We start from the raw sequence: 21,860 nt of genomic DNA on the forward strand, positions 1-21,860 counted from the left end.
TTTAGGGCGGAGCGGTGATGACAAATTCTACGAGTGGACGGCCGGGACGCGGACGACCGAGCCGTGAAGTGATCTACAAGCGTTTCGCGACCGCAATCGATGAGCTGGCGAACTACGGCGGGCTGCCGAAGCCCTACGAAGCCAAGTCGCTGTGGGATCATCTGTGGCATCTTGAAGCTCACCACTCGACAGCGATCGAGGGAAACACTCTCGTCCTCCGCGAAGTCGAGACCCTGCTCGAACAGGGGCGCGCTGTGGGGGCGAAAGAGCTGAAGGATTACATGGAGGTCCTCGGATACGCCGAAGCCGCCCGGTGGGTATACCAGCAGGCCGTCGCCCCGGATGAGTGGTCGCACGACGGTCTGGTCACCGTCACCGAGGTTCGGCGCGTCCATGCTCTCGCCATGGCGAAGGTGTGGGAGGTGGCGCCACACCCGGATGCGCATGACACCGAAGGGCCAGGCAATTGGCGGCAGCATGAGATCCAGGAATTTGCGGGCGGCATGAAGCCCCCGACCTTCCCGCTCATCCCGTCCGAGATCACCGCGTGGGTCGATCGAGCAAATCACTTGCAAGAACAGATCACCGATGGATCACTCACCATCGCCGCGGTTCCGGAAGAGCTGGCCCGGCTGCATCGCGAGTTCGAGTGCGTCCACCCGTTCATCGATGGCAACGGACGCAGCGGAAGACTCCTGCTCAACCTTCTACTCATCCGGCTCGGGTGGCCGCCCGCGATCATCCTCAAGGAACAGCGACGGAAGTACCTCCGCGCACTCGAACGCTCGGATCAAGGGGATGACGGGCCTCTGGCAGAGGTGATCAGCCGCTCCGTCGTCGACAATCTCCATCGGCTCATCCCGAACATCGCCGGCCCTGCCAAGTACGTGCCTCTCGAGGCACTCGTCGACGACGATTTCAGCCTCGTCGCCTTAAAGCAAGCCGCATCGCGCGGGCGCCTCGAAGCCATCATCGGGAGCGACGGCCGGTACCGGTCGAGCAAGTCTGCTCTCGAGGAGTACAAGGCATCAAAGTACTCACGTGGCGAGAAGAAGCAATAGTCGGCACGCGCTTCACCACATCGATCCCCCTCACGGGTCGCGAGGGGGATCGATGTGGTGCAATCAGCGCTGGTCGCTCATCGCATGAGGTCGGTGCAGGTCGAGCGGAATCACAAGCGACTCCGTCGGAGGGAGGATGAGACTCGTCGGTTCGACTCCGACAGTTGTCCCGGTCAGCATTGCCCGGTGTCCGGGTTGACGGTCATCTTCCCGCACACCGATCCGCCCTCGGGCGCCTCGTCGACGACCGAGGAGGTGACGCTCGTCCAGCGCACCGCCGTGCCCGCCGGTACGCCGTCCTGGTCGCGGAGGAGGACCTCGCGATCGCCGATGAACGTGCCGGTATCGGGGTCGATGATGATGTCCACCCGGGTGCCCCACGCGTCCTCCACGCGGCCGATCGCGACCCCCGTGCGGCCGTCAAGGGTAGCTTGATCGCTGATGAACGTGACGCCCGGGATCATGGCCGCAGCCTTGTACATCGCGGCGCGCAGGTCGGCGGGCACGTTCCCGGCACGGAGACGGTCGGCCATGTACACGAGAGCCTCGGTGTCGGGCGACGGACCGGAGCCGAGGGTGACACGGTAGATGTAGTTGAGCAGTCGATACGGGTCACGCGGAAGCTGGTCCAGATCGGCAAACCCCGCCCCGGCGTCACCCCCGTAGAACGCGCCCCCAGGTGCCCGGAGAAGATCCCCAGCCTCGAATGAACCTGACGAGGAGGACACGGCTTCCCACCACGCGTTCGCCACCTGCTCGGACTCCGGACCGAATGTCGCCGCGATGGATTGCGGACCGCGGACCCACACCCAGTCATCGGAGGGATCTGCGGGGCGGTAGAGAGTGTCATCGGACGCGTACTGGTACGACGCCACAACATCACCGATACCTCCGCTTGAGAGGTGTACGCCCCTGGTGTTGACCCTCAGATACTGGCCGGGCTGCACCGCGGGATCGACTGAGGTGATCGCGGCGGCGCTCGCCTCGTCGAGCACGGCGGCGGCAGCGGCATCCGCCCCACCACGCCAGCCAGCGAGGCCGACCACGTCCGTCAGCACGAGCCCCGCCACCAGTGCCGCGGCGCCGACCGTACTGAGTCCGCCGATCGCAAAGCGTCGGGCGCGTCTCGGTCGGCGCGACGTGCTGATGTGCGGCTGGGCGGAGCCGGAGGCTGCGGCCAGGAGCGCCGCCCTGCCCCGGTGCAACGTCGACTCCGGCGGTTCGGTCTCGCTACGTGTGTTGCGCAGCAGCGTCAACTCGTCCATGTTCCTTCTCCAGTTCGGGATCGTTGGTGCCCGCCGCGGTCCGCAGGATGCGGCGGGCACGATTCAGGCGTGAGCGGACGGTGCCGATCGGCACGTCGAGAGCGCGTGCGATGCCCGCGTAGTCGAGGTCGCCCCAGGCGTACAGCAGCAGGGTGTCGCGGTCGGACGCGGGCAGGCCACGCAGCGCCGAAGCCAAGCGCCGCGTGAGCCGTGCCGCGTCCAACCGCGCGCCCGCCTGCTCGATCATGTCGGGCGAGAGCTGCGCCGCGAGATCCGCGACCATGCCCTTCCATGCCCGCGCTTCCAGCCGCACATGCTTATGCATCAAGCGGGTGGCGATCCCGAACAGCCAGGGGCGAGCATCGACGATCGCGAGGTCGTACGCTGCTCTCTTCTCGAAGGCGACGAGGAACGTCTCCGACATCACGTCCTCGGCGCTGCCCTCTCCCAGCCGCTGCGCCGCGTAGCGGTAGATCGCCGGCGCATGTCGATCGAAGAGCAACGCGAACGCACCCGGCTCATCCGCCGAACGTTCGATCACCTCGTTGTCTGTGCCCACGTCTGTATTGCTCATTCCTCCCGTTCGAGTTCACGATCCACCACCTCGACCCGATCTGATGACACGACGTGCCGGTGCGGACAACGCGACGATAGCCGCCGACGGCGCGAGCACAGCGAGCGGAAGCGAGCGCCCGAGCGGGCACGCCAAGTCGGGGAGGAGACGGAGGGATTCGCGCTCTCCGTCTCGCTCTCACGCGGCCGAAACGAGGCAGCGGAGCACCACGCAGTGAGCAGAACGCTCAGCGATATCCCGGGAGAATCGCAAGAATGCTCAACGCCAGCCACTTCAAGAACGTGGCAGAAATGGTAGATTTCGTGGCAGAAGCCGAAGAAAACAGCCTCTGATCAGGGCTTTTCAGAGCGGAGACGGAGGGATTTGAACCCTCGGTCCCCTTGCGAGGACTCCACCTTAGCAGGGTGGTGCACTAGGCCTGACTATGCGACGTCTCCAGGCGCTCGGCGGCCGAAACCGTGCGAACGCACCCGGCAATCATAACCGGTCCGCGGCCCGGCACCGAACCGGGTAATGGGCGGCCTCAGCGCTGCGCGACGGTGCAGGTGACCTGCGCGGCGGTCTGGCCGGTGATCGAGCTCGGCAGCTGGACGGCGGTCTCGGTGGGCGCCGGCGTCTCGGTGTCGGTGGCATCCGGCGTGGCCGAGTCGGTGGGCTCGGGCGTCGCCGTGGCATCCGTCTCGGGCGCCGTCGCTTCACCGACGACCTCGGTGCTGGATCCGTCGCTGGTCGATCCCGTCAGCGCGATCGGCTGGTTGGCCGCGAGCGCGTCGAACAGCACGGTGGCAGCACTGGTCACCGGCAGCACGCGTGAACCGTCCTCAGCGTAGACCGTCGGGTACTGCAAGAAGACGATGTCCTCGTACGCCACGGCACGCACGGCCATCGCGATCTGCACCATGCGCTGCGGGTTGGCCAGCGAGGTGCTCAGGACGATCTGCCCCTCGTTCACCTGCGCCACGGCCGTGTTGGCGAGGTTGAGCAGGGTCGCGGGGTTGTTGAGCACACCCTCCGACTGCAGCTTGCGCACGAGCGAGCTCATGAACTGCTGCTGATTCGAGATGCGCCCGAGGTCAGACCCGTCGCCGATGCCGTGACGGATGCGCAGGAACTGCAGCGCCTCAACGCCCACGAGCGTCCGAGTGCCGGCCGGCCAGTCGATGCCGGTGTGGCTGTCTTGGATCGGATCCGACAGACACACGTCGACGCCGCCGATGGCATCCGACATGTTGATGACGCCCGTCCAGCGGGTCGCGGCAGCGAACTGGATGTCGATCCCGGTGAGCGCCTCGATCGTCGCCACCGAGCACGACAGCCCGCCGTACATGTACGACACGTTGAGCATCTGCGCGCTCATCGCCGAATACTGCGTGCCGTCCTCGCCCGTGCACGACGGGATCGGGACGATCATGTCGCGCGGGAAAGAGATGACGGTCACGCGGCGCGGGTTGTCGCTGACGTGCAGCAGCAGAGTGACGTCGTTGCGCTCACCCTCGGTGTCGCCGTTCTGGCACGCGCCCGACAGCGCGGCGTTGGCCCCCTCGCACGAGTCGGTGCCGACGACGAGCAGGTTGACGCCGCCCTCGATCTCGCCGAGCGTCGGCGGCAGCGTGACATCGTCATCGCCGATCGAGACACTGTTGTCGGCCACGGCCCGCGCGGCATCCCACACGTAGAACGCGCCGACGGCGGTCACGCTGAGCACGGCCACGACGACCATCGCGCCGAGCACAGTGAGCACCTGCACGAACGGATTCGGCGAACGCAGGATGCCATGACGGGCCACGGGCTGGCGGCGTGCGCTCACAGGGGTCCTTTCACAAGCGGAGGGTGTGGGATTCGAACCCACGGGACATTGCTGCCCACTGGTTTTCAAGACCAGGTCCATCGGCCGCTCGGACAACCCTCCCGGCGGACGCATACTGCGGGCAGCATGGCATCCGTCGAACAGGCGTCGAGTCTAGTCCAGACGACGTCCCCATCTTCGCGTGTGCGCCTGTGCGGGCCCTGAAAGACGCGCCCGACCAGCCTGAAAGCGGTTCAGAGCGTCCGCAGCACGTCGGCGACGCCACCGGAATGAACGGATGCCGTGATCTCGCCCGCCTCGCGGCGCACCTCATCGGGCCCCTGCCCCATCGCGATCGCGCGGCCGCCGTGCTCGCGCGCCCAGCGGAACATCCCGACGTCGTTGCGTCCGTCGCCCATCACGAGCACCCGGTCGGGCTCGATGCCCAGCCACGTGCGTACCTTCTCGAGCGCGGTCGACTTGTCGACGCCCTGCGGGGCGATGTCGAGCCACGCCGACCAGCCGACGGCGTACGACACCCCGTTCAGCCCGATCCGCGCGACGAGGTCGACGAAGTCGCTGTCGTCGTTCTCGGGCGACACGACGACGACGCGGCACACCGGCTGCGCCGCCAACTCGGCGAACGGCACACGGCGCGCGTGCACGAGGTTCCAGTCGTCCATCGGCTCGGTGTACAGCCGGTGCCCGTCGGCGAGCTCGACCATGTAGCGTGCATCCGGCAGGTGCGACCGCAGCAACTCAAGCACGTCGCTCGCGTCGAACGTCTCGACGTGGAACCGCTCGTAGTGTGACTCTTCCGCGAAGTCACCCTCGACCCGCTTCATGATGACGGCGCCGTTCGAGCACACCGCGTACTCGGGTGCGAGTTCGAGCACCCGCTGGATGCCCCGCGTCCCCTCCCACGACCTGCCGGTCGCGAGCATGACCTCGTTGCCCGCGCGGTGCGCGTGCGCGATCGCCTCGACGACCCCGGGGCTGAGTGTCTCGTCCTCCAGCAGCACCGTGCCGTCGACGTCGAGCGCGATCAGCAGCGGATCGACGCGGGCCGCCGACCGCTCGGCATCCGTCGCGATCTCTTCGACGAGCTGCGCCGCAGCGCGCGGACGCACGACCTCGACTGAGCCGGTGGGCGGCAGGTGCTCTTCGGCGGATTCGGTCATCAGCCGACCGGCTCCGCGATCGCGATGCCACCGAGGTACGGCCGCAGCACCTCGGGGATCACGACCGAGCCGTCCTCGCGCTGATGCGTCTCGAGCAGCGCGACGATCCACCGGGTCGTCGCGAGTGTGCCGTTGAGCGTCGCGACGGGCGCCGTCTTGCCGACGCCCCCGCCCTCGACCGGCGGCCGGTACCGCACATCGAGGCGGCGCGCCTGGTAGCTCGTGCAGTTGCTCGTCGAGGTGAGCTCGCGGTACGCGTCTTGCGTCGGCACCCACGCCTCCACGTCGTACTTGCGCGCCGCCGACGATCCGAGGTCTCCTGCGGCAACGTCGATGACGCGGTAGCTGAGGCCGAGGTCCTGCAGCATCTGCTCTTGCAGGGCGACGAGGCGCAGGTGCTCCGCCTCGGCATCCTCCGGCGTCGTGTAGACGAACATCTCGAGCTTGTTGAACTGGTGCACGCGGATGATGCCGCGGGTGTCCTTGCCGTACGAGCCGGCCTCGCGCCGGTAGCAGGTCGACCAGCCCGCGTAGCGCTTGGCGCCGGATGCCAGGTCGAGGATCTCGCCCATGTGGTACCCGGCGAGGGGCACCTCGCTCGTGCCGACGAGGTAGAGGTCGTCCTCTTCGAGCTTGTACACCTCGTCGGCGTGCTGACCGAGGAAGCCCGTGCCGCGCATGATCTCGGGGCGCACGAGCGTCGGCGGGATCATCGGGATGAACCCGGCATCCACCGCGCGCTGCAGCGCGAGCGACATGAGGGCGTATTCGAGGCGCGCGCCGATGCCGGTGAGGAAGTAGAAGCGGCTGCCCGAGACCTTCGTGCCGCGCTCCATGTCGATCGCGCCGAGCAGTTCGCCCAGCTCGAGGTGGTCGCGCGGCTCGAAGTCGAACGTCGCGGGCTCGCCGTGCGTGCGCAGCGTGACGAAGTCCTCTTCACCGCCGGCGGGCACCCCGTCGATGACGATGTTCTCGATGCGACCCAGCGCCGCCGTGGCGGCCTCTTCGGCCTCGGTCACCGCGACCTGCGCGGCCTTGACCCGGTCGCTCAGATCCTTGGCCTGCGCGACGAGTGCGGCCTTCTCGTCCTTGGGCGCCTGCGCGACCTTCTTGCCGTGCGCGTTCTGCTCGGCCCGCAGCTCTTCGAACGCGGTGATCGCGGCGCGGCGCGCGCGGTCGGCCTCAAGTGCGGCATCCACCGTCTCGGGCGACTCACCGCGCGAGATCTGCGAACGCTTGACGAGGTCGGGGTTGTCGCGGAGAAGGGCCAGATCGATCACCCGAACAGTCTAGTTACGGGCCGACGCCGCGAGACAGCGCGGGCAGCCTCACTATCCCGGCCGCCGCGGCCTGCCGCGCGCTATCGTTGCGACATGACCGATGCCGACGCCACTGCCCCCGCGGCGCGGCGTGCGGCGCTCGTCTACAACCCGATCAAGGTCGACGCTGAGGCCCTGCGCGATCTCGTCCGCCGCAGCGCGGCCGACGCGGGGTGGGCCGAGCCCCTCTTCTACGAGACGACCGTCGACGACCTGGGCGACGGCGCGACGCGCGAAGCGCTGGATGCCGGCGCCGCGGCCGTCCTCGTCGCCGGCGGCGACGGCACCGTGCGCGCGGTCAGCGCGGCGATGAGCGGTTCAGGCATCCCGCTGACGATCGTCCCCAGCGGCACGGGCAACCTGCTCGCCCGCAATCTGAACCTGCCGCTGACGAACCCCGAGACGATGGTCGCGGCCGCCTTCGACGGCGACGTGCACGCGATCGACATCGGCTACGCGGCCCTCGTGCGCGCCGGCGGCGAGCGCGAAGAGCACGCGTTCGTCGTGATGGGCGGCATGGGGCTGGATGCCGCGATGATCGCCAACACCAGCGGTGACCTCAAGAAGCGCGTCGGCTGGGTCGCCTACGTCGACGGCGCTGCCCGCTCGCTCGTGCGCGCGAAGCCGTTCCCGATCATGTACCAGGTGCCCGGTCACCGCATGCACCGCGCCACCGTGCAGAGCGTGCTGTTCGCCAACTGCGGGTCGCTGCCGGCCGGGCTGGAGCTGATCCCCGAGGCATCCGTCGCCGACGGCGCCCTCGACATCGTCATCTTCCAGCCGAAGAACCCGCTCGGCTGGCTGCTCGTCTGGCGCCGCGTCGCGTGGGACAACAGTGTGCTGCGGCGCTTCCGCGCCGGGCGGCATATCCTGCGGCTGCGCACGAAAGACAACGCCGTGCGCTACGCGAAGGGTTCGGGGATCGAAGTCGCCGCATCCGCTCCGCGCCCCGTGCAGCTCGACGGCGACGAGTTCGGCGAGGCGACCGGCGTCACGGTGCGCGTCGCCGCCGGCGCGCTGCAGCTGGCGGTGCCGACGGGGCATGTGTCGGCGGCGCTGTAGCGTCGGGGGCGTCAGGGCGCTGTCGGGGACGCCGGTTAGCGTCCGTGCCGTCGGAGCGCCCGTGGCGTTGCCCGGTGCCCGGGAATGGAGCCGCCTCGCCGCCGGTTGGCCTCAGCGATGACTCCCGCACTCTCCGTTCTCGATCTCGTCTCCGTCCGCACCGGGCAGACCAGCGCGCAAGCGATTGCCGCGTCGCTCGACCTCGCCGTCCGCGCTGACGAACTCGGCTACCGCCGCTATTGGTTCGCCGAGCACCACAACATGCCGGCCGTCGCCTCGACGACGCCGCCCGTGCTCGTCGCCGCCGCGGCCACGCGCACCTCGCGCATCCGCGTCGGATCGGGTGGTGTCATGCTGCCCAACCACTCGCCGCTGATCGTCGCCGAGCAGTTCTCGGCGCTCGAGGCCATCGCTCCGGGGCGCATCGACCTCGGCATCGGCCGCGCGCCGGGCAGCGACCCCGTCATCACCCAGCTGCTGCGCATGTCGGGGACGACGAGCGAGGTCGATCGCTTCCCCGACAACATCCGCGACATCCTCGCGCTGAGCTCGCCGGAGGGTGCGACCGTGCGCCTGACGGGCCGACCTGTCGGCGACGACCGCTACACGGTACATGCGACCCCCGCCGCGACCGGCGCACCGGAGCTGTGGCTGCTCGGGTCATCCGACTACTCGGCACAGCTCGCGGCGGCCTTCGGCCTGCCCTACGTGTTCGCGAACCACTTCTCCGGCGAGGGGCTCGAGCGCGCGCTCGACCTGTACCGGCAGCAGTTCCAGCCGTCCGAGCACCTCGATGCTCCCCGCACGTTCCTGACGGCGAACGCCGTCGTGGCGACCACCGAAGCCGAAGCCGAGGCGCGCATGCTGCCGCAGGCGCGCATGATGGCGCGGCTGCGCGGCGGGCGCCCGCTCGTCGCGCTCGAGACGGTCGAGCAGGCGGCGGATGCCGAGGCATCCGACCACCTCGCCGCCCCGGTGCTCGACGCGATGCGCCGCCGCTGGTTCGTCGGCGCGGGCGCCGAAGTGCGCGAGCGACTGGCCGCCTTCGCGGCGCAGCACGGCGTCGACGAGATCATGATCTCGCCCGTCGCGGGCGCGTACGAGGCGGAACCCCTGGGCGTCGCCGCGGGCCGCGTGCAGACTCTCGAGCTGCTCGCCGGCTGACGCGGTTTCGCAACTGCAAGGGACCGTCGGCGACACGCCGCGCCGGCGCCCGTCCGCGCGGCGTGTCGCGCGCGCGGCCTTGCAGTTGCGTCCCGGCGCGAGCCGGGGTCAGGCCTCGGGCTCGCCCGAGATCAGGCCGCGCAGCCAGTCGCGGGCCTCGACGAACACGTCGTCGGAGTAACGCTCCGGGTAGTGCACAATCTGGCGGTCGGCGCGGGGGTACGACCCCAGATACGTGACCTTGGGGCTGAACCGGCGCAGACCCATCAGGGCGTCGGCCATGCGCTCATCCTGCACGTGCCCGTCGGCGTCGATGACGAACCGGTAGCGGCCGAGTTCGTCGCCGACGGGGCGCGACGCGAGCAACGACAGGTTGATCCCGCGGGTCGCGAACTGCTCCAGCAGCTCGAGCAGGGCACCGGGATACTCCTCGGGCAGCTCGACGATGAGCGACGTCTTGTCGGCCCCGGTCGGTGGCGGCGCGGCCACCGTGCGGCTCACCAGCACGAACCGCGTGACGGCGCCCGCGTTGTCGCCGATGCCCTCGGCCAGCAGCTCGAGGTCGTAGTGCTCGAGGATGCCCGGGGGTGCGATCGCGGCATCCGCATCGCTGACCCCGTCGACGATCCCGACGGCCGAGGCCACGTTGCTCGCCGCCGGCAGGTGCGCGTGCTCGGGCAGGTTCGCGGTCATCCACTGCAGGCACTGCGCGTAGGCGACGGGGTGCGCCGCGACCAGCTTGACGTCTTCCAGGCGGACGCCGGGGCGGGCGACGAGCACGAAGCTCACCGGCACCAGGTACTCGCCCACGATCCGCAGGCCCGGCATCGTGGCGAGGGCATCCTGCGCCGTCGACACACCGCCGTCGACCGAGTTCTCGATCGCGATCATCGCGGCATCCGACCGACCCTCGACGACGTCCGACAGGGCCTCGCCGACGTTGCGCACGGGCCGCCAGATCTGGTCGCGCGCCTCGGGAACCTGGGCAAGCGCAGCCTCGGTGAACGTCCCCGCCGGACCGAGGTAGCTGTATGTGCGACGGGCGGGTGCGGCGGGATCGAGGCTCACGGGCACCAAGCCTAGTCGCGCGATTCTGCCGGGGATCACGAGAGCCGCCGGGTACCGTGGAACAGTGACCCGCCTCCCCCGCACCGCCGCTCTCGCCGCCGCCGCCGTCTTCGCCGGCATCCTCGCGCTCGGCGCGACCGCGTGCGCACCCGAGCCCGAGCCCACCGCCACGGCGACGACCGGCCCGACGGAGACGGCGACGGCGACGCCGACCACTTCGGCGACCACGACGCCGACGCCAACCGAGACGGCATCCGCGGATGCCTGCCTCGTCGGCACGTGGGTCATGGACCAGGATGCCCTCACCGCGTTCTACGACCAGGTCAACGACCTGCAGGCGGGCTCCGGAGTGAGCTTCAGCCCGACCGGCTCGGCGACGATGGTCCTCGGCGCCGACGGTGGCTACACGTGGACGCCCGACGCGCAGGTCACGGCACAGGCATCCGGTGTCACGATCGACCTCACCTTCGCTGGGCACATGGACGGCACCTACACGGCCACCGACACCCAGATCACCTCGGATGTCGTGACCACCGACGACCTGCAGATCACGGCGACGATCGACGGCACCTCGACCGACCCCGGCGACATCGCCCACGAGATCGCCGCCGCTCCGCTGAGCGACGCCGCCTACACCTGCTCGGCCGACACGCTCACGCTCGAGAGCTCGATGCTCGACAGCTCGGTGACCTCGAACTTCCGCCGCGGCTGAGCCGGGCCCGACGCGCGCCCGGGCCGTCGCCGTGCGCGCGGCCCGTCACATAACGGACTCAGATCTGCCGACCGGTGCACGGCCGCGGGCCAAGTGACAGACTGGGGCCATGAGCCGCGCAGGACAGCCAGCCGAAGCATCCGATCTCATCGACATCGACGAACTCATCGCCGCGTACTACGACCGCAAGCCGGATCCGCAGGTTCCCGAGCAGCGCGTCGCGTTCGGCACGAGCGGTCACCGCGGCTCGTCACTGTCGACGAGCTTCAACGAAGACCACATCCTCGCCACGACGCAGGCGATCATCGACTACCGCGCCGGGCAGGGCATCACCGGGCCGCTGTTCCTCGGCCGCGACACGCACGGGCTCTCGCTGCCCGCCGAACGCAGCGCGATCGAGGTGCTCGTCGCGAACGGCATCGACGTGCGTACCGATGCGCGGGATGCCTGGGTGCCCACGCCTGCGCTCAGCCACGCGATCCTCACCTACAACAAGGGGCGCGCCGTCGACGACCCGGGCCGCGCCGACGGCATCGTCGTCACCCCGTCGCACAACCCGCCGCGCGACGGCGGGTTCAAGTACAACCCGCCGCACGGCGGGCCGGCCGACACCGACGCCACCGGGTGGATCGCCGATCGCGCCAACGCGCTGATCGCAGCCGGTCTCGACGGCGTGCACCGCACCCGTTACGCCGACCTGGACGGTGACAAGATCGGCGAGTACGACTTCCGCGAGGGCTACGTCGCCGACCTCGCGAACATCATCGACGTGGATGCCATCAAGCGCGCCGGCGTCCGCATCGGGGCCGACCCGCTGGGCGGGGCATCGGTCGAGTACTGGGCCCTCATCGGCGAGCGGTACGGGCTCGACCTCACGGTCGTCAACCCCGAGGTCGACCCGACGTGGCGGTTCATGACGCTCGACTGGGACGAGAAGATCCGCATGGATCCGAGCTCGCCCTCGGCGATGGCCTCGCTCGTGGCGCGGCGTCACGAGTACGACATCCTGACCGGCAACGATGCGGATGCCGACCGGCACGGCATCGTCACCCCCGACGCGGGTCTGATGAACCCGAACCACTACCTCGCGGTCGCGATCGACTACCTGTTCAGCCACCGCGACCGGTGGTCGGCGGATGCCGCGGTCGGAAAGACCCTCGTGTCGTCGATGATCATCGACCGTGTCGCCGCGTCGCTCGGGCGACAGCTGCTCGAGGTTCCGGTGGGCTTCAAGTGGTTCGTGCCGGGGCTGCTCGACGGGTCTGTCGCGTTCGGCGGCGAGGAGTCGGCCGGGGCATCCTTCCTGCGCTTCGACGGAACCGTCTGGACGACCGACAAGGACGGCATCCTGCTGTGCCTGCTCGCGTCGGAGATCCTCGCGGTGACCGGCAAGACGCCGTCGCAGCGATATGCGGAGCTCGAGGCCGAGTACGGTTCGTCGGTGTATCAGCGGGTCGATGCTCCCGCGACGCCCGCGCAGAAGGCCACGCTGTCGAAGCTGTCGGGCGACGCCGTCACGGCGACCGAGCTCGCGGGCGAGCCGATCACGGCGAAGCTGTCGCACGCGCCCGGCAACGGCGCGGCGATCGGCGGCCTGAAGGTGCAGACCGAGCACGCGTGGTTCGCCGCGCGCCCGTCGGGCACCGAGGACGTCTACAAGCTGTACGCCGAGTCGCTGCGCGGGGCCGAGCACCTCGCCGAAGTGCAGGCCGAGGCCCGCGCCGTCGTCAGCGCGGCGCTCGGAGGCTGAGGCGGCGCTCGGGGGCTGAGCGAGCGGGGCGCGGCGGCGCTGTCGCTTCCGTCCCACCGCAATAACTCAGGAGATCCGCCGACATCGGCGCGGACGCGCCGCGGAAACACGCGGAGCCAGTCGACAGCAGCGCGCTGCGTTCCTGAGTTGTTGCGGCGCGGGCGTGGCGCCTGCCCCGCCGGGGCAGAGCCTCCTCCACATTCGGCAACTCTGCGCAGTTGTCCACCAATCTCCGCGGATCCGCGTCGAGGGTCGCCGGGTACGCGTACTGTCGGTGACACCGGCGACGACAGGCGTCAGAATGGAGGGGTGACCGTGACTCCGGAAGTGATCGGCGTGATCATCGCCGCGTTCGGTGGTGCCGCCACATTGCTCGGCGGCGTCGCGGCGATCAACGGGATGATGATGCGCCGCATCGATCGGCGGTTCGATCGTCTCGAATCCGACGTGGTTGAGCTGAAGGTCGCCGTAGCGCGACTCGAGGGCCCGCAGCCGCGGCTCTTGCGCCCCTGAACCTCAGCCGGCTCTCGCTGCGAGTTCCGCGCCCGCGACGCGCAGCCAGCGCGCAGGGGCGGCGAGGGATGCCTCTGCAGAGCCGGCGAGTTCCGCGAGCGCGAGCGACGCAGCGAAGGCCGACGTGTCGGCGTCGGCGGTGACGCGGCCCGCGATGAGCGCGACCGAAACCCCCGCCGTCGCGGCGAGAGCCGCCACGTGGGCCGGGGCCTTGCCTGCGGCGGATTGGCCGTCGTAGGAACCCTCCCCCGTCACCACGAGATCGGCCCCTGCGATCGCGGCATCCAGCCCGATGAGCGTCGCGACTTCGGCCGCGCCGGGCCGCAGCTCACCGCCCCACGCGAGCAGCGCGAACCCCGTGCCGCCCGCGGCGCCCGCGCCGGGGGTCGCCGGGTCGGCGCCCGCCGAATGCGCCCGTTGTTGCCCAGCGCGCCGGTCGGTGTCGAGCTGCAACCGGCGCACTCGGCGCGAACCGGCGCGCTCGGCGTCAGCACCCGCGGCAGCGGCAGCGGCCCGAGCCGAAGCCGCACCGGCGCGCTCGGCGCCAGGTCCCTCGACCCCAGTCAGAGCCCCCGCGACGAGCGCGGCGAACCGCGCCAGCGCCGCGTCGGCGGCGGCGACGCCGAGGGCATCCAGCCCCTTCTGCGGTCCGAAGACGGCGGCCGCGCCGCGCGGTCCGCACAGCGGGTTCGTGACGTCACTCAAGACGACGACGCCGCCGGGCGGCAGGTCGCGCAGCTGCGACAGGTCGACGGATGCCGCGGTCTCAAGCCCGCGCACCCCCGGCACGACCAGCTCACCGGCGGCATCGAGCACGCGCGCGCCGAGCGCGGTGAGCACTCCGGCGCCGCCGTCGGTCGAGGCGGACGACCCGATCCCGAGCACGAGCCGCTCGACCCCGTGATCGAGCGCGCCGGCGATCGCCTGGCCGAAGCCGAACGTGTCGGCATCCCACGGCCGCAGCTGCCCGCCGAGCAGCTCGATCCCGCTGGTCGCCGCCAACTCCACGACGCCGGTGCCGTCCGGCAGCAGCAGCCAGTCAGCCGCGACAGGGCGACCGTGCGGGCCGCGCACCGTCACGGGCACGCGCTGGGCCCCCGATACCGCGGCGGCGAACGCATCGAGCGTGCCCTCGCCGCCGTCGGCCATCGGCCGCAACAGCACCTCGTCGCCGGGGCGCGCCCGCTGCCAGCCGGCGGCAACGGCGGCGGATGCCTCGGCCGCGCCGATCGACCCCTTGAGGCTGTCGAGCGCGACAACGACCCGGGTCACGGCCGCGGCGGGGTCGAGTCGCGCAGTAGCACCTCGAGGCGCAGCTCGTCGACGTCCGGTTCCCACTCGGCATCCGTCGCCGCCAGCAGCGCCTGGTGGCCGACCTCTTCCAGCGGGATGCGCACGGTCGTGAGCGGCGGTGTGACGTCGCGCCCGGTGGGGATGTCGTCGAAGCCCGCGAGCGCGATGTCGCGGCCGGCCTCACGTCCGGCTTCGCGCAGCGCCGACAGCGCGCCGATCGCGACGACGTCGCTGATGCCGAAGACGACCGTTCCCGGCTCGACGCCGGCGGCGAGCGCCTGCGTCATGAGGGCATGCCCCGACTCACGCGTGAAGCCGCCGCGGTAGACCTGCGCGATCTCGCCGCCACCGGCCGTGAACCCGGCCGTGAACCCCGCGAGGCGGTCGTCGCTCGTGACGGTGCCGGCCGCCGCGGCGAGGACGATCGCCCGGCGGTAGCCGCGCGCGGCGAGGGCAGATCCGAGGGCGGTCGCTCCGCCGAGGTTGTCGATCGCGACGCCGCGGACGGTGTCGGATGCCGCGCCCAGTGCCACGACGCGTCCGCCGGTCGCGGCGAGTTGGTCGAGCTCGGTGGCCAGTTCCGGCGCGAGTTCGCGCGAGGCGCGAGATGCCGCAAGGATCAGCCCGCGCGGCCGCTGGCCACGCAGCGCGCGCACGAGGCGCACTTCGCGGGCCGGGTCGCGCTCGGTGATGGCGACGGTGACGACGAGACCCACTTCGTCGGCGCCGCGTGCGACGCCCGAGGCGATCTCGCCGAAGTACGGGTCGGCGATGTCGGCCACGAGCAGCGCGATGACCGCCGACGTGCCGCGGGCGGTCGCCTGCGCCGACAGGTTGGCGGTGTAGCCGAGCTGGTCGGCGGCGGCCTCGACGCGCTCGCGGTACGACTCGGCGACCTTGCGCGCCGAACCGTTCAGGACGCGCGACGCGGTCGCCAGCGACACCCCCGCCTCGCGGGCCACATCGTGCAGCGTGACGGCGCCGGCGCGAACGGTGTCGGAAGTGTCGGTCACGATCGCGATTCTAGGCGGGCGGGCGCGGCGGCCAGGTAGGGCGAGACCGCGTCGGCGAAACCGGCGGCCGTGCGGCGGACGGCTTCGGCGGGCTCGGTGGCCCAGATCTCCTCGTTGAAGATCTCAACCTCGACGTCGCGGTCGTATCCGGTCTCGACGACCGCCGCCGTCAGCGATGCGAAGTCGATGATCCCGCCGCCCGGGTAGTGTCGCCCGAGTAGCACGTCGGCGGGCAGCGGCGTCTTCCAGTCGCACACCTGATAGGTCGCGATGCGACCCTCACGGCCGGCACGGGCGATGGATGCCAGGACGTCCGGATCCCACCAGATGTGGAACGTGTCGACCGCAGCCCCGACGACGGCCGCATCGAAGTCGCTCGCGATGTCGAGCGCCTGGCCCAGGGTCGAGACGACGCACCGGTCGGACGCGTACATCGGGTGCAGCGGCTCGATCGCGAGTGTGACGCCCGCCGCCGCGGCATCCGGCACCAGTTCACCGATCGCGTCACGCACGCGTTCGCGGGCTCCGGCGAGATCGCGCGATCGCTCGGGCAGTCCGCCCGCGACGAGCACGAGCACGGCCGTCGAGCCGGGGCCACCGGCCGCCGCGAGGGCGGCGGTCTCTTCGATCGCGACGCGGTTGTCGTCGATGGATGCCCGGCGGCCCTGCCCCTCGGGCATCGTGAAGAACCCGGCCCGGCAGTGCGTGCTGAACCGTAGCCCCGAGTCGGCGAGCATCTGCGCGGCAGTGGCGAGTCCGACGGCCTGCACCGGCTCGCGCCACAGGCCGATCGCCTGCACGCCGGCATCCGCCGTCACGCGCAGCGCCGTCGCGAGGTCGGCGTGCTTGATGGTGGCCTGGTTGATCGACAGCCGGGGGTCGATGGTCGTCATGTGGCGCTCCCCTCTCCCCGCGCCGCCAGCCCGACCATGTCCCACTTATGGTCGTCTGCGGGGCGCCGCGGCGACACATTTTGGGACATGGTGCGCCGCAAGTGGGACATGGCGGGGGTCGTCAGGGTGGTCATGCGTCGACTCCGTTCAGGAGCAGCAGTGCGTGCCAGCGGGATGCCGCGAGGTCGGGCTGCTCGAGCGCGCGCGCCGCGTTCGCGAGCTCGACGACGCGGGAGAGGTGCGGAAGGCTGCGCGCGGCGTGCAGACCGCCGACCATCTGGAAGGCACGCTGATGGCCGTTCAGCCACGACAGGAACGCGACGCCCGTCTTGTAGTAGAAGGTGGGAGCGGCGAAGACCTGACGGCTGAGCTGCTCGGTCGGGCCGAGGATGTCGAGGTAGCGGCCCGCGTCACCGGCATCCAGCGCCTGGATCGCCGCCGAGGCGACCGGCGTGATCGCCGCGAACGCGCCCAGCAGCGCGTCGGAGTGCTGACGCGTCGCGCGCAGGTCGCGTTGCGGCTGCTCTGCGGCGGGAACGTCGCCGCCACCGATGAGCCCGACGTAGTTGAAGTCGTCGCCCGTGTACATGCGCACGCCGCGCGGCAGGCGCTCGCGCACCGCGACCTCGGACTCGGCGTTCAGCAGGCTCATCTTGACACCCGCGACCTTGTCGACGTTCTCGCGGATGATCTCCAGCAGCACGTCCGATGCCGTCTGCCAATCGGATGCGCCGAAGTAGCCCTCGAGCTGCGGGTCGAACGCCGTGCCGAGCCAGTGCAGCACCACCGGCGTCGTCGCGGCGCTGAGCACCTCGCGATACACGCGGCGGTAGTCGTCCGCCGACGCGGCGACACGGGCGAGATGACGGGATGCCATGAGCACGGGCCCCGCGCCCTCTTCCTCGGTGAAATGGAGCTGCTGCTTGTAGGCGTCGGTGACCGCGCCCAGCGAGATGCGCTCGTCGTCGACGTGGTCGGTGTTGACCCCGACCACGACCTGCCCGCCCTCTTCGCGCGCGACCTGGGCCGACCGCGTGATGAGCTCGCGCGTCGCCGCGGCATCCAGCCCCATGTTGCGCTGGGCCGTGTCCATCGCGTCGGCGACGCCGAGCCCCCAGCCGTAGACGTGGCGGCGGAAGGCGAGCGTCGCGTCCCAGTCGATGTCGGCGGGCTGGCCGGGCGTGTTCTCGGCGTTGGTCTTCGGCACGACATGCGCGGCGGCGAACGCGACGCGCGAGCGCAGCGGCGCAGCCGGGCGCGCATAGCCGGGCGCGTCATCGAGCGGGGCCGTCGAGACGGCTCCATCGGCAGAGAGCAGCGTGAGGTGCGGCATCCGACTCAGTCCAGGGCCAGTTCGGGCAGCTCGACCTTGCGACCCTCGCGCGCCGACTGCAGGCCGGCCTCGGCCAGCAGCACGCCGCGGGCGCCGGCGAGCAGGTCGAAGGGATAGTCGGTGCCGAGGGCGTAGGAGGTGAGGAACTCCTCCCACTGCTGGCGGAACCCGTTGAGGAAGATCTCGTTGGTCGGCACCTGCGCCCAGTCGGCGTCGTAGTCGTGCTCGTCGGCCAGGTCGGGGTTCCACACGGGCTTGGGCGTCTGGTTGCGGTGCTGGATCTTGGCGCCGAACAGGCCCACGACGGCCGAGCCGTGCGTGCCGTCGACCTGGAACTGCACGAGCTCATCGCGATCGACGCGCACCGTCCACGACGAGTTGATCTGGGCGACGACGCCGCCGGCGAGCTCGAAGATGCCGTAGGCGGCGTCTTCGGCGGTCGCCGTGTAGTGCTCGCCGCGCTCGTCCCAGCGGTCGGCGATGTGCACGGATGCCTGGGCGTAGACGCTCTGGACTCCGCCGAACAGGTTCTCGAGCAGGTAGTTCCAGTGCGGGAACATGTCGACGATGATGCCGCCGCCGTCTTCGGTGCGGTAGTTCCAGCTGGGGCGCTGCGCGGCCTGCCAATCGCCCTCGAAGACCCAGTAGCCGAACTCGCCGCGCACCGACAGGATGCGGCCGAAGAAGCCCGACTCGATGAGGCGGCGCAGCTTCTGCAGTCCGGGCAGGTAAAGCTTGTCGTGCACGACGCCGGTCTTCACCCCCGCCGCAGCCGCGAGCTTCGCGAGCTCGAGGGCCTCGTCGACAGATTCGGCGGTGGGCTTCTCGGTGTAGATCGTCTTGCCGGCGGCGATCGCCTTGCGCAGCGCCGCGGCGCGCGCCTTCGTCACGAGGAAGTCGGCGTAGATCTCCCAGCGCGGGTCGGCGAGCGCGGCATCCAGATCGGTCGTGTAGTCGTCGATGCCGTGGCGCGCGGCGAGCTCGGCGAGCTTTGCCTCGCTGCGCCCGACCAGCAGCGGCTTGACGGTGAGCTTCGACCCGTCAGGCAGCTCGATGCCGCCCTGGTCGCGGATCGCGAGGATCGACCGCACGAGGTGCTGGCGGTAGCCCATGCGGCCCGAGACGCCGTTCATGATGATGCCGACCTCGCGCACGGCGGGGGCCGTCGCATCGGTGTGTGCGGGGGCGAGGGTGGTCGTCTCTGACACGGTGGTTCCTTCTGTTCTCGTCACCGACGTTTGCTAGTCGGTAAGCGCTTTCCGTACTTCGATCGTGGCATGGGAATGCGTTTTCCGCAACCCGATCCGGCCGTGAGTCTGACGTCGTTCAGGCGGGCTGCACAGCTCTCGCCGCGGCGGTCAGGCGCACGAGGCGCCGCTCGGCGATCGCCACGAGGGCGAACGCGACGAGGCCGAGCGCGGGGATCACGAGCGGAAGGAACTGCCACGTCACGACGCCCGCGAGCCCCACGGCGACGATGACGTAGGCCGTCCCCGAGACGTCGGCACGCGCGATGCGCGGGGCGATCCGCACGAGTGCGAGCCACCGGTCGGCGGGAGACCACAGGCTCGCGGCGATGAGGGCGAGCGTCAGCGCGACGGATGCCGCGGCTCCCGCCACGAGCGCAGCGGCGAGGGCGCCCGGCACGACACCCCCTGCCAGCAGAGCCAGTTCGACGCCGGCGAGTGCGGCGAGGGCCGTCGTCGCGGCGCCGACCACGAGCCCACCCGGCAGCGCTGCGCGGACGTCGGCGAAGAAGGCCGACGCGGGCGTCGCCTCGGCATGCACGAACCGGCGCAGGTGCGCCGAGCCCGCGGCGACGGGGGCCGGCCAGGTCACGATCGGGATGCTGACGAGCGCCATGAGCGCGCCGACCCACAGCACTTCGCCGAAGAGGGCGAACCGCTGCCGGGCACCCGGCCAGCGCAGGACGCTGCCGTCGACCTCGGGGCGGGCACGGCGGGCACGGCGGGCACGGCGGTCGCTGCGCGCGCGGCGGTCCGCTTGGCGCTGCTCGCGGGTCATCCCTTCAGCCCCTGCGTGGAGACGCCCTCGACGAGGAAGCGCTGGAAGATGATGAAGAAGATCAGGATCGGCAGCAGCGCCAGCACCGACACCGCGACGGTCGCGCCGTAGTCCGACGTCGACGTCTGGTCGTTGAAGACGCGCAGCGCGAGCGGCAGCGGGTACATCTCGGTCGAGTTCAAGTACAGCAGCGGCCCGAGGAAGTCGTTCCAGCTCCAGATGAACGCGAAGATGGATGCCGTCACGAGCGCCGGCTTGACCAGCGGCAGGATGATCGACCAGTAGATCCGCCAGTGCCCGCACCCGTCGATGCGCGCCGCCTCATCCATGTCGCGCGGCAGGGCGCGGATGAACTGCACGACGAGGAAGACGAAGAAGGCTTCCGTCGCGAGGAACTTGCCCAGCAGCAGCGGCACGAACGTGTCGACGAGGCCGAGACCGCGGTACAGCATGTACTGCGGGATGATCAGCACGTGGAACGGCAGCAGCAGCGTGCCGATCATGACGGCGAACCACACGCCCGACCCCTTGAAGCGGATGCGTGCGAAGGCATATGCCGCCAGCGACGCCGACATCACGGTGCCGATGACCGAGCCGATCGCGAGGATGAATGAGTTCGCGAAGAACTGCCACAGCGGCACGCCGCCGACGCCCTCGGCGACCTTGAAGTAGTTGTCGATCGTCGGGTTATGCGGGAAGAAGCCCTGGTTCGCGCCGAACTCGGCGGTCGGCTTGAACGATGCCGAGATCATCCATGCGAGCGGATAAAGGATGATCGCGGTCAGCGCGAGCATGACGATCACCCAGATGACGGTCTGCCAGGCCCTGCGCTTGCCGTAACGGCGACGCGGCGGCTTCACGCCCTTGGGCAGGACGGCGGTGATGGTCTCGAGGTTCGCGGCGGTCATCGGTTGTCTCCCGCGTAGTGCACCCACGAGTTCGAGGTGCGGAACATGATGAAGGCGATCAGGGCGACGACGATCAGCAGCGCCCAGGCCATCGCCGAGGCGTAGCCCATCTGCGCGTTCGTGAACGCCCGCGTGTAGAGGTACACGGTGTAGAAGTTGGTGGCGCCGGCAGGTCCACCCGTGCCCGACCCGATGATGTACGCCGACGCGAAGATCTGGAACGCGTGGATCATCTCGAGCAGCAGGTTGAAGAAGATGACGGGCGAGAGCATCGGCAGCGTGACGCTGCCGAACTTGCGGAAGGGCCCGGCACCGTCGACGGATGCCGCTTCGTACAGCTCCTGCGGCACTTGCTTGAGCCCCGCGAGGAAGATCACCATCGGCGCGCCGAACTGCCAGACGGCCAGCAAGATCATCATCGGGAGGATGAGGGCGGGAACCCCGACCCAGCCGCCGATGTCGATGCCGAACAGGCTCAGGGAGCTGTCGACGGGGCCGCCGGTGGAGAACATCGCGCGCCACACGATCGCGATGCTGACGCTCGCGCCGATCAGCGACGGGGCATAGAACGCGGAGCGGAAGAAGCCCGTGCCGCGGCTACGGAAGTTCAGCAGCATCGCGACGCCGAGGGCGGCGGCCAGCTTGATCGGGGTGCCGACGAGGACGTAGATCAGGGTGATGCGGACCGAGTCCCACCACACGTCGTCCTGCAGCATGCGCTCGAAGTTGCCGAGGCCGATCCACTTCGGCGGACTGAAGATGTTGTAGTTCGTGAATGCGAGATACAGAGAGAACAGCATCGGCCCGGCGGTCAGGGCGAAGAAGCCGAGCAGCCAGGGCGACAGGAACAGGTACCCCGCCGCGTTCTCGCGTCGCCGCAGCATGCTTCCACGGCGGGGGGCTCCCCCCGCCCGGCGGTCATCCGCCGCGCGGGGGGCGG

At 70.2% G+C, this 21,860-nt stretch carries 20 protein-coding genes and 2 tRNA genes; 6 read left to right on the forward strand and 16 right to left on the reverse strand.

Going from position 1 to position 21,860, the window contains the following annotated elements; all coding sequences use genetic code 11:
• Nucleotides 1-68: 68 nt before the first annotated feature.
• Nucleotides 69-1,061, forward strand: a complete 993-nt coding sequence (locus tag BGO46_RS12990; protein ID WP_239281567.1) for a Fic family protein — start codon at nucleotides 69-71, stop codon at nucleotides 1,059-1,061.
• 173 nt (nucleotides 1,062-1,234) lie between these two features.
• Here BGO46_RS12990 and BGO46_RS12995 read toward each other — a convergent pair whose 3' ends face one another.
• From BGO46_RS12995 to serS, 7 genes are all read right to left on the reverse strand, one after another.
• On the reverse strand, nucleotides 1,235-2,317 hold the full coding sequence (locus BGO46_RS12995) for a CU044_5270 family protein (protein ID WP_292675179.1): 1,083 nt from the start codon (nucleotides 2,315-2,317) through the stop codon (nucleotides 1,235-1,237).
• On the reverse strand, nucleotides 2,292-2,900 hold the full coding sequence (locus tag BGO46_RS13000) for a sigma-70 family RNA polymerase sigma factor (RefSeq protein WP_292675182.1): 609 nt from the start codon (nucleotides 2,898-2,900) through the stop codon (nucleotides 2,292-2,294). The genes BGO46_RS12995 and BGO46_RS13000 overlap by 26 nt, the downstream gene beginning before the upstream one ends.
• 348 nt (nucleotides 2,901-3,248) lie before the next feature.
• Nucleotides 3,249-3,337 (reverse strand) — tRNA-Ser (locus BGO46_RS13005).
• An 86-nt stretch (nucleotides 3,338-3,423) separates the two neighbouring features.
• Nucleotides 3,424-4,707: an LCP family protein gene (locus tag BGO46_RS13010; protein ID WP_292675184.1), complete on the reverse strand. Its 1,284-nt coding sequence runs from the start codon at nucleotides 4,705-4,707 to the stop codon at nucleotides 3,424-3,426.
• A gap of 17 nt (nucleotides 4,708-4,724) precedes the next feature.
• Nucleotides 4,725-4,809 (reverse strand) — tRNA-Ser (locus BGO46_RS13015).
• 131 nt (nucleotides 4,810-4,940) lie between these two features.
• The gene (locus BGO46_RS13020) at nucleotides 4,941-5,867 is read right to left on the reverse strand and encodes an HAD-IIB family hydrolase (protein ID WP_292675186.1); all 927 of its coding nucleotides are present in this window, start codon (nucleotides 5,865-5,867) and stop codon (nucleotides 4,941-4,943) included.
• Nucleotides 5,867-7,147 (reverse strand): serine--tRNA ligase, encoded by a 1,281-nt coding sequence (serS, locus tag BGO46_RS13025; protein ID WP_292675189.1) that lies wholly within the window; start codon nucleotides 7,145-7,147, stop codon nucleotides 5,867-5,869. Before serS ends, BGO46_RS13020 begins: the two co-directional genes overlap by 1 nt.
• Nucleotides 7,148-7,240: 93 nt before the next feature.
• Here serS and BGO46_RS13030 point away from each other — a divergent pair, with 93 nt between their 5' ends.
• Together BGO46_RS13030 and BGO46_RS13035 are read left to right on the forward strand one after the other, a co-directional pair.
• Nucleotides 7,241-8,248, forward strand: a complete 1,008-nt coding sequence (locus tag BGO46_RS13030; protein WP_292675192.1) for a diacylglycerol kinase family protein — start codon at nucleotides 7,241-7,243, stop codon at nucleotides 8,246-8,248.
• Between the two features lie 117 nt (nucleotides 8,249-8,365).
• A complete protein-coding gene (locus BGO46_RS13035; protein WP_292675195.1) occupies nucleotides 8,366-9,412 on the forward strand; it encodes an LLM class flavin-dependent oxidoreductase in 1,047 nt (348 codons plus the stop codon).
• Nucleotides 9,413-9,520: 108 nt separating this feature from the next.
• Here the strand turns inward: BGO46_RS13035 and pheA are convergent, their stop codons facing one another.
• The gene (pheA, locus tag BGO46_RS13040; protein WP_292675200.1) at nucleotides 9,521-10,480 is read right to left on the reverse strand and encodes a prephenate dehydratase; all 960 of its coding nucleotides are present in this window, start codon (nucleotides 10,478-10,480) and stop codon (nucleotides 9,521-9,523) included.
• A gap of 64 nt (nucleotides 10,481-10,544) precedes the next feature.
• Between pheA and BGO46_RS13045 the strand changes: the two genes are divergently transcribed.
• From BGO46_RS13045 to BGO46_RS13055, 3 genes are all read left to right on the forward strand, one after another.
• Nucleotides 10,545-11,192 (forward strand): hypothetical protein, encoded by a 648-nt coding sequence (locus BGO46_RS13045; protein ID WP_292675203.1) that lies wholly within the window; start codon nucleotides 10,545-10,547, stop codon nucleotides 11,190-11,192.
• A 109-nt stretch (nucleotides 11,193-11,301) separates the two neighbouring features.
• On the forward strand, nucleotides 11,302-12,942 hold the full coding sequence (gene pgm / locus BGO46_RS13050; protein WP_292675206.1) for a phosphoglucomutase (alpha-D-glucose-1,6-bisphosphate-dependent): 1,641 nt from the start codon (nucleotides 11,302-11,304) through the stop codon (nucleotides 12,940-12,942).
• A gap of 327 nt (nucleotides 12,943-13,269) precedes the next feature.
• Nucleotides 13,270-13,455: a hypothetical protein gene (locus tag BGO46_RS13055; protein ID WP_292675209.1), complete on the forward strand. Its 186-nt coding sequence runs from the start codon at nucleotides 13,270-13,272 to the stop codon at nucleotides 13,453-13,455.
• A 3-nt stretch (nucleotides 13,456-13,458) separates the two neighbouring features.
• Here the strand turns inward: BGO46_RS13055 and BGO46_RS13060 are convergent, their stop codons facing one another.
• From BGO46_RS13060 to BGO46_RS13095, 8 genes are all read right to left on the reverse strand, one after another.
• The gene (locus BGO46_RS13060; protein WP_292675211.1) at nucleotides 13,459-14,727 is read right to left on the reverse strand and encodes a glycerate kinase; all 1,269 of its coding nucleotides are present in this window, start codon (nucleotides 14,725-14,727) and stop codon (nucleotides 13,459-13,461) included.
• Nucleotides 14,724-15,761, reverse strand: a complete 1,038-nt coding sequence (locus tag BGO46_RS13065; RefSeq protein ID WP_292675213.1) for a LacI family DNA-binding transcriptional regulator — start codon at nucleotides 15,759-15,761, stop codon at nucleotides 14,724-14,726. Before BGO46_RS13065 ends, BGO46_RS13060 begins: the two co-directional genes overlap by 4 nt.
• Nucleotides 15,758-16,654 carry a sugar phosphate isomerase/epimerase family protein gene (locus tag BGO46_RS13070; RefSeq protein ID WP_292675215.1) on the reverse strand — a complete coding sequence of 299 codons (897 nt, stop codon included), beginning with the start codon at nucleotides 16,652-16,654 and terminating at the stop codon, nucleotides 15,758-15,760. The genes BGO46_RS13065 and BGO46_RS13070 overlap by 4 nt, the downstream gene beginning before the upstream one ends.
• A 130-nt stretch (nucleotides 16,655-16,784) precedes the next feature.
• Nucleotides 16,785-17,987 carry a dihydrodipicolinate synthase family protein gene (locus BGO46_RS13075; RefSeq protein WP_292675217.1) on the reverse strand — a complete coding sequence of 401 codons (1,203 nt, stop codon included), beginning with the start codon at nucleotides 17,985-17,987 and terminating at the stop codon, nucleotides 16,785-16,787.
• A 5-nt stretch (nucleotides 17,988-17,992) separates the two neighbouring features.
• Complete coding sequence (locus tag BGO46_RS13080) at nucleotides 17,993-19,120, reverse strand: Gfo/Idh/MocA family oxidoreductase (RefSeq protein WP_292675426.1); 1,128 nt, start codon at nucleotides 19,118-19,120, stop codon at nucleotides 17,993-17,995.
• Between the two features lie 193 nt (nucleotides 19,121-19,313).
• On the reverse strand, nucleotides 19,314-20,012 hold the full coding sequence (locus BGO46_RS13085; protein ID WP_292675220.1) for a hypothetical protein: 699 nt from the start codon (nucleotides 20,010-20,012) through the stop codon (nucleotides 19,314-19,316).
• Nucleotides 20,009-20,920, reverse strand: coding sequence for a carbohydrate ABC transporter permease (locus tag BGO46_RS13090; protein WP_292675223.1), 912 nt, complete (start codon nucleotides 20,918-20,920; stop codon nucleotides 20,009-20,011). The genes BGO46_RS13085 and BGO46_RS13090 overlap by 4 nt, the downstream gene beginning before the upstream one ends.
• Entirely contained in the window at nucleotides 20,917-21,804 is an 888-nt protein-coding gene (locus BGO46_RS13095) for a sugar ABC transporter permease (protein ID WP_292675429.1), read from the reverse strand. The genes BGO46_RS13090 and BGO46_RS13095 overlap by 4 nt, the downstream gene beginning before the upstream one ends.
• Nucleotides 21,805-21,860 lie beyond the last annotated feature (56 nt).

It is taken from the genome of Microbacterium sp. 70-16, from assembly GCF_001898315.1.
Classification (GTDB): Bacteria; Actinomycetota; Actinomycetes; order Actinomycetales; family Microbacteriaceae; genus Microbacterium.

Coding starts and splice junctions, on each gene's coding strand:
- BGO46_RS13000 (WP_292675182.1), bottom strand. CDS start 2,900: ATGAGCAATACAGACGTGGGCACAGACAACGAGGTGATCGAACGTTCG.
- BGO46_RS13020 (WP_292675186.1), bottom strand. CDS start 5,867: ATGACCGAATCCGCCGAAGAGCACCTGCCGCCCACCGGCTCAGTCGAG.
- BGO46_RS13030 (WP_292675192.1), top strand. CDS start 7,241: ATGACCGATGCCGACGCCACTGCCCCCGCGGCGCGGCGTGCGGCGCTC.
- BGO46_RS13035 (WP_292675195.1), top strand. CDS start 8,366: ATGACTCCCGCACTCTCCGTTCTCGATCTCGTCTCCGTCCGCACCGGG.
- pgm (WP_292675206.1), top strand. CDS start 11,302: ATGAGCCGCGCAGGACAGCCAGCCGAAGCATCCGATCTCATCGACATC.
- BGO46_RS13070 (WP_292675215.1), bottom strand. CDS start 16,654: ATGACGACCATCGACCCCCGGCTGTCGATCAACCAGGCCACCATCAAG.
- BGO46_RS13075 (WP_292675217.1), bottom strand. CDS start 17,987: ATGCCGCACCTCACGCTGCTCTCTGCCGATGGAGCCGTCTCGACGGCC.
- BGO46_RS13080 (WP_292675426.1), bottom strand. CDS start 19,120: ATGAACGGCGTCTCGGGCCGCATGGGCTACCGCCAGCACCTCGTGCGG.
- BGO46_RS13085 (WP_292675220.1), bottom strand. CDS start 20,012: ATGACCCGCGAGCAGCGCCAAGCGGACCGCCGCGCGCGCAGCGACCGC.
- BGO46_RS13090 (WP_292675223.1), bottom strand. CDS start 20,920: ATGACCGCCGCGAACCTCGAGACCATCACCGCCGTCCTGCCCAAGGGC.
- BGO46_RS13095 (WP_292675429.1), bottom strand. CDS start 21,804: ATGCTGCGGCGACGCGAGAACGCGGCGGGGTACCTGTTCCTGTCGCCC.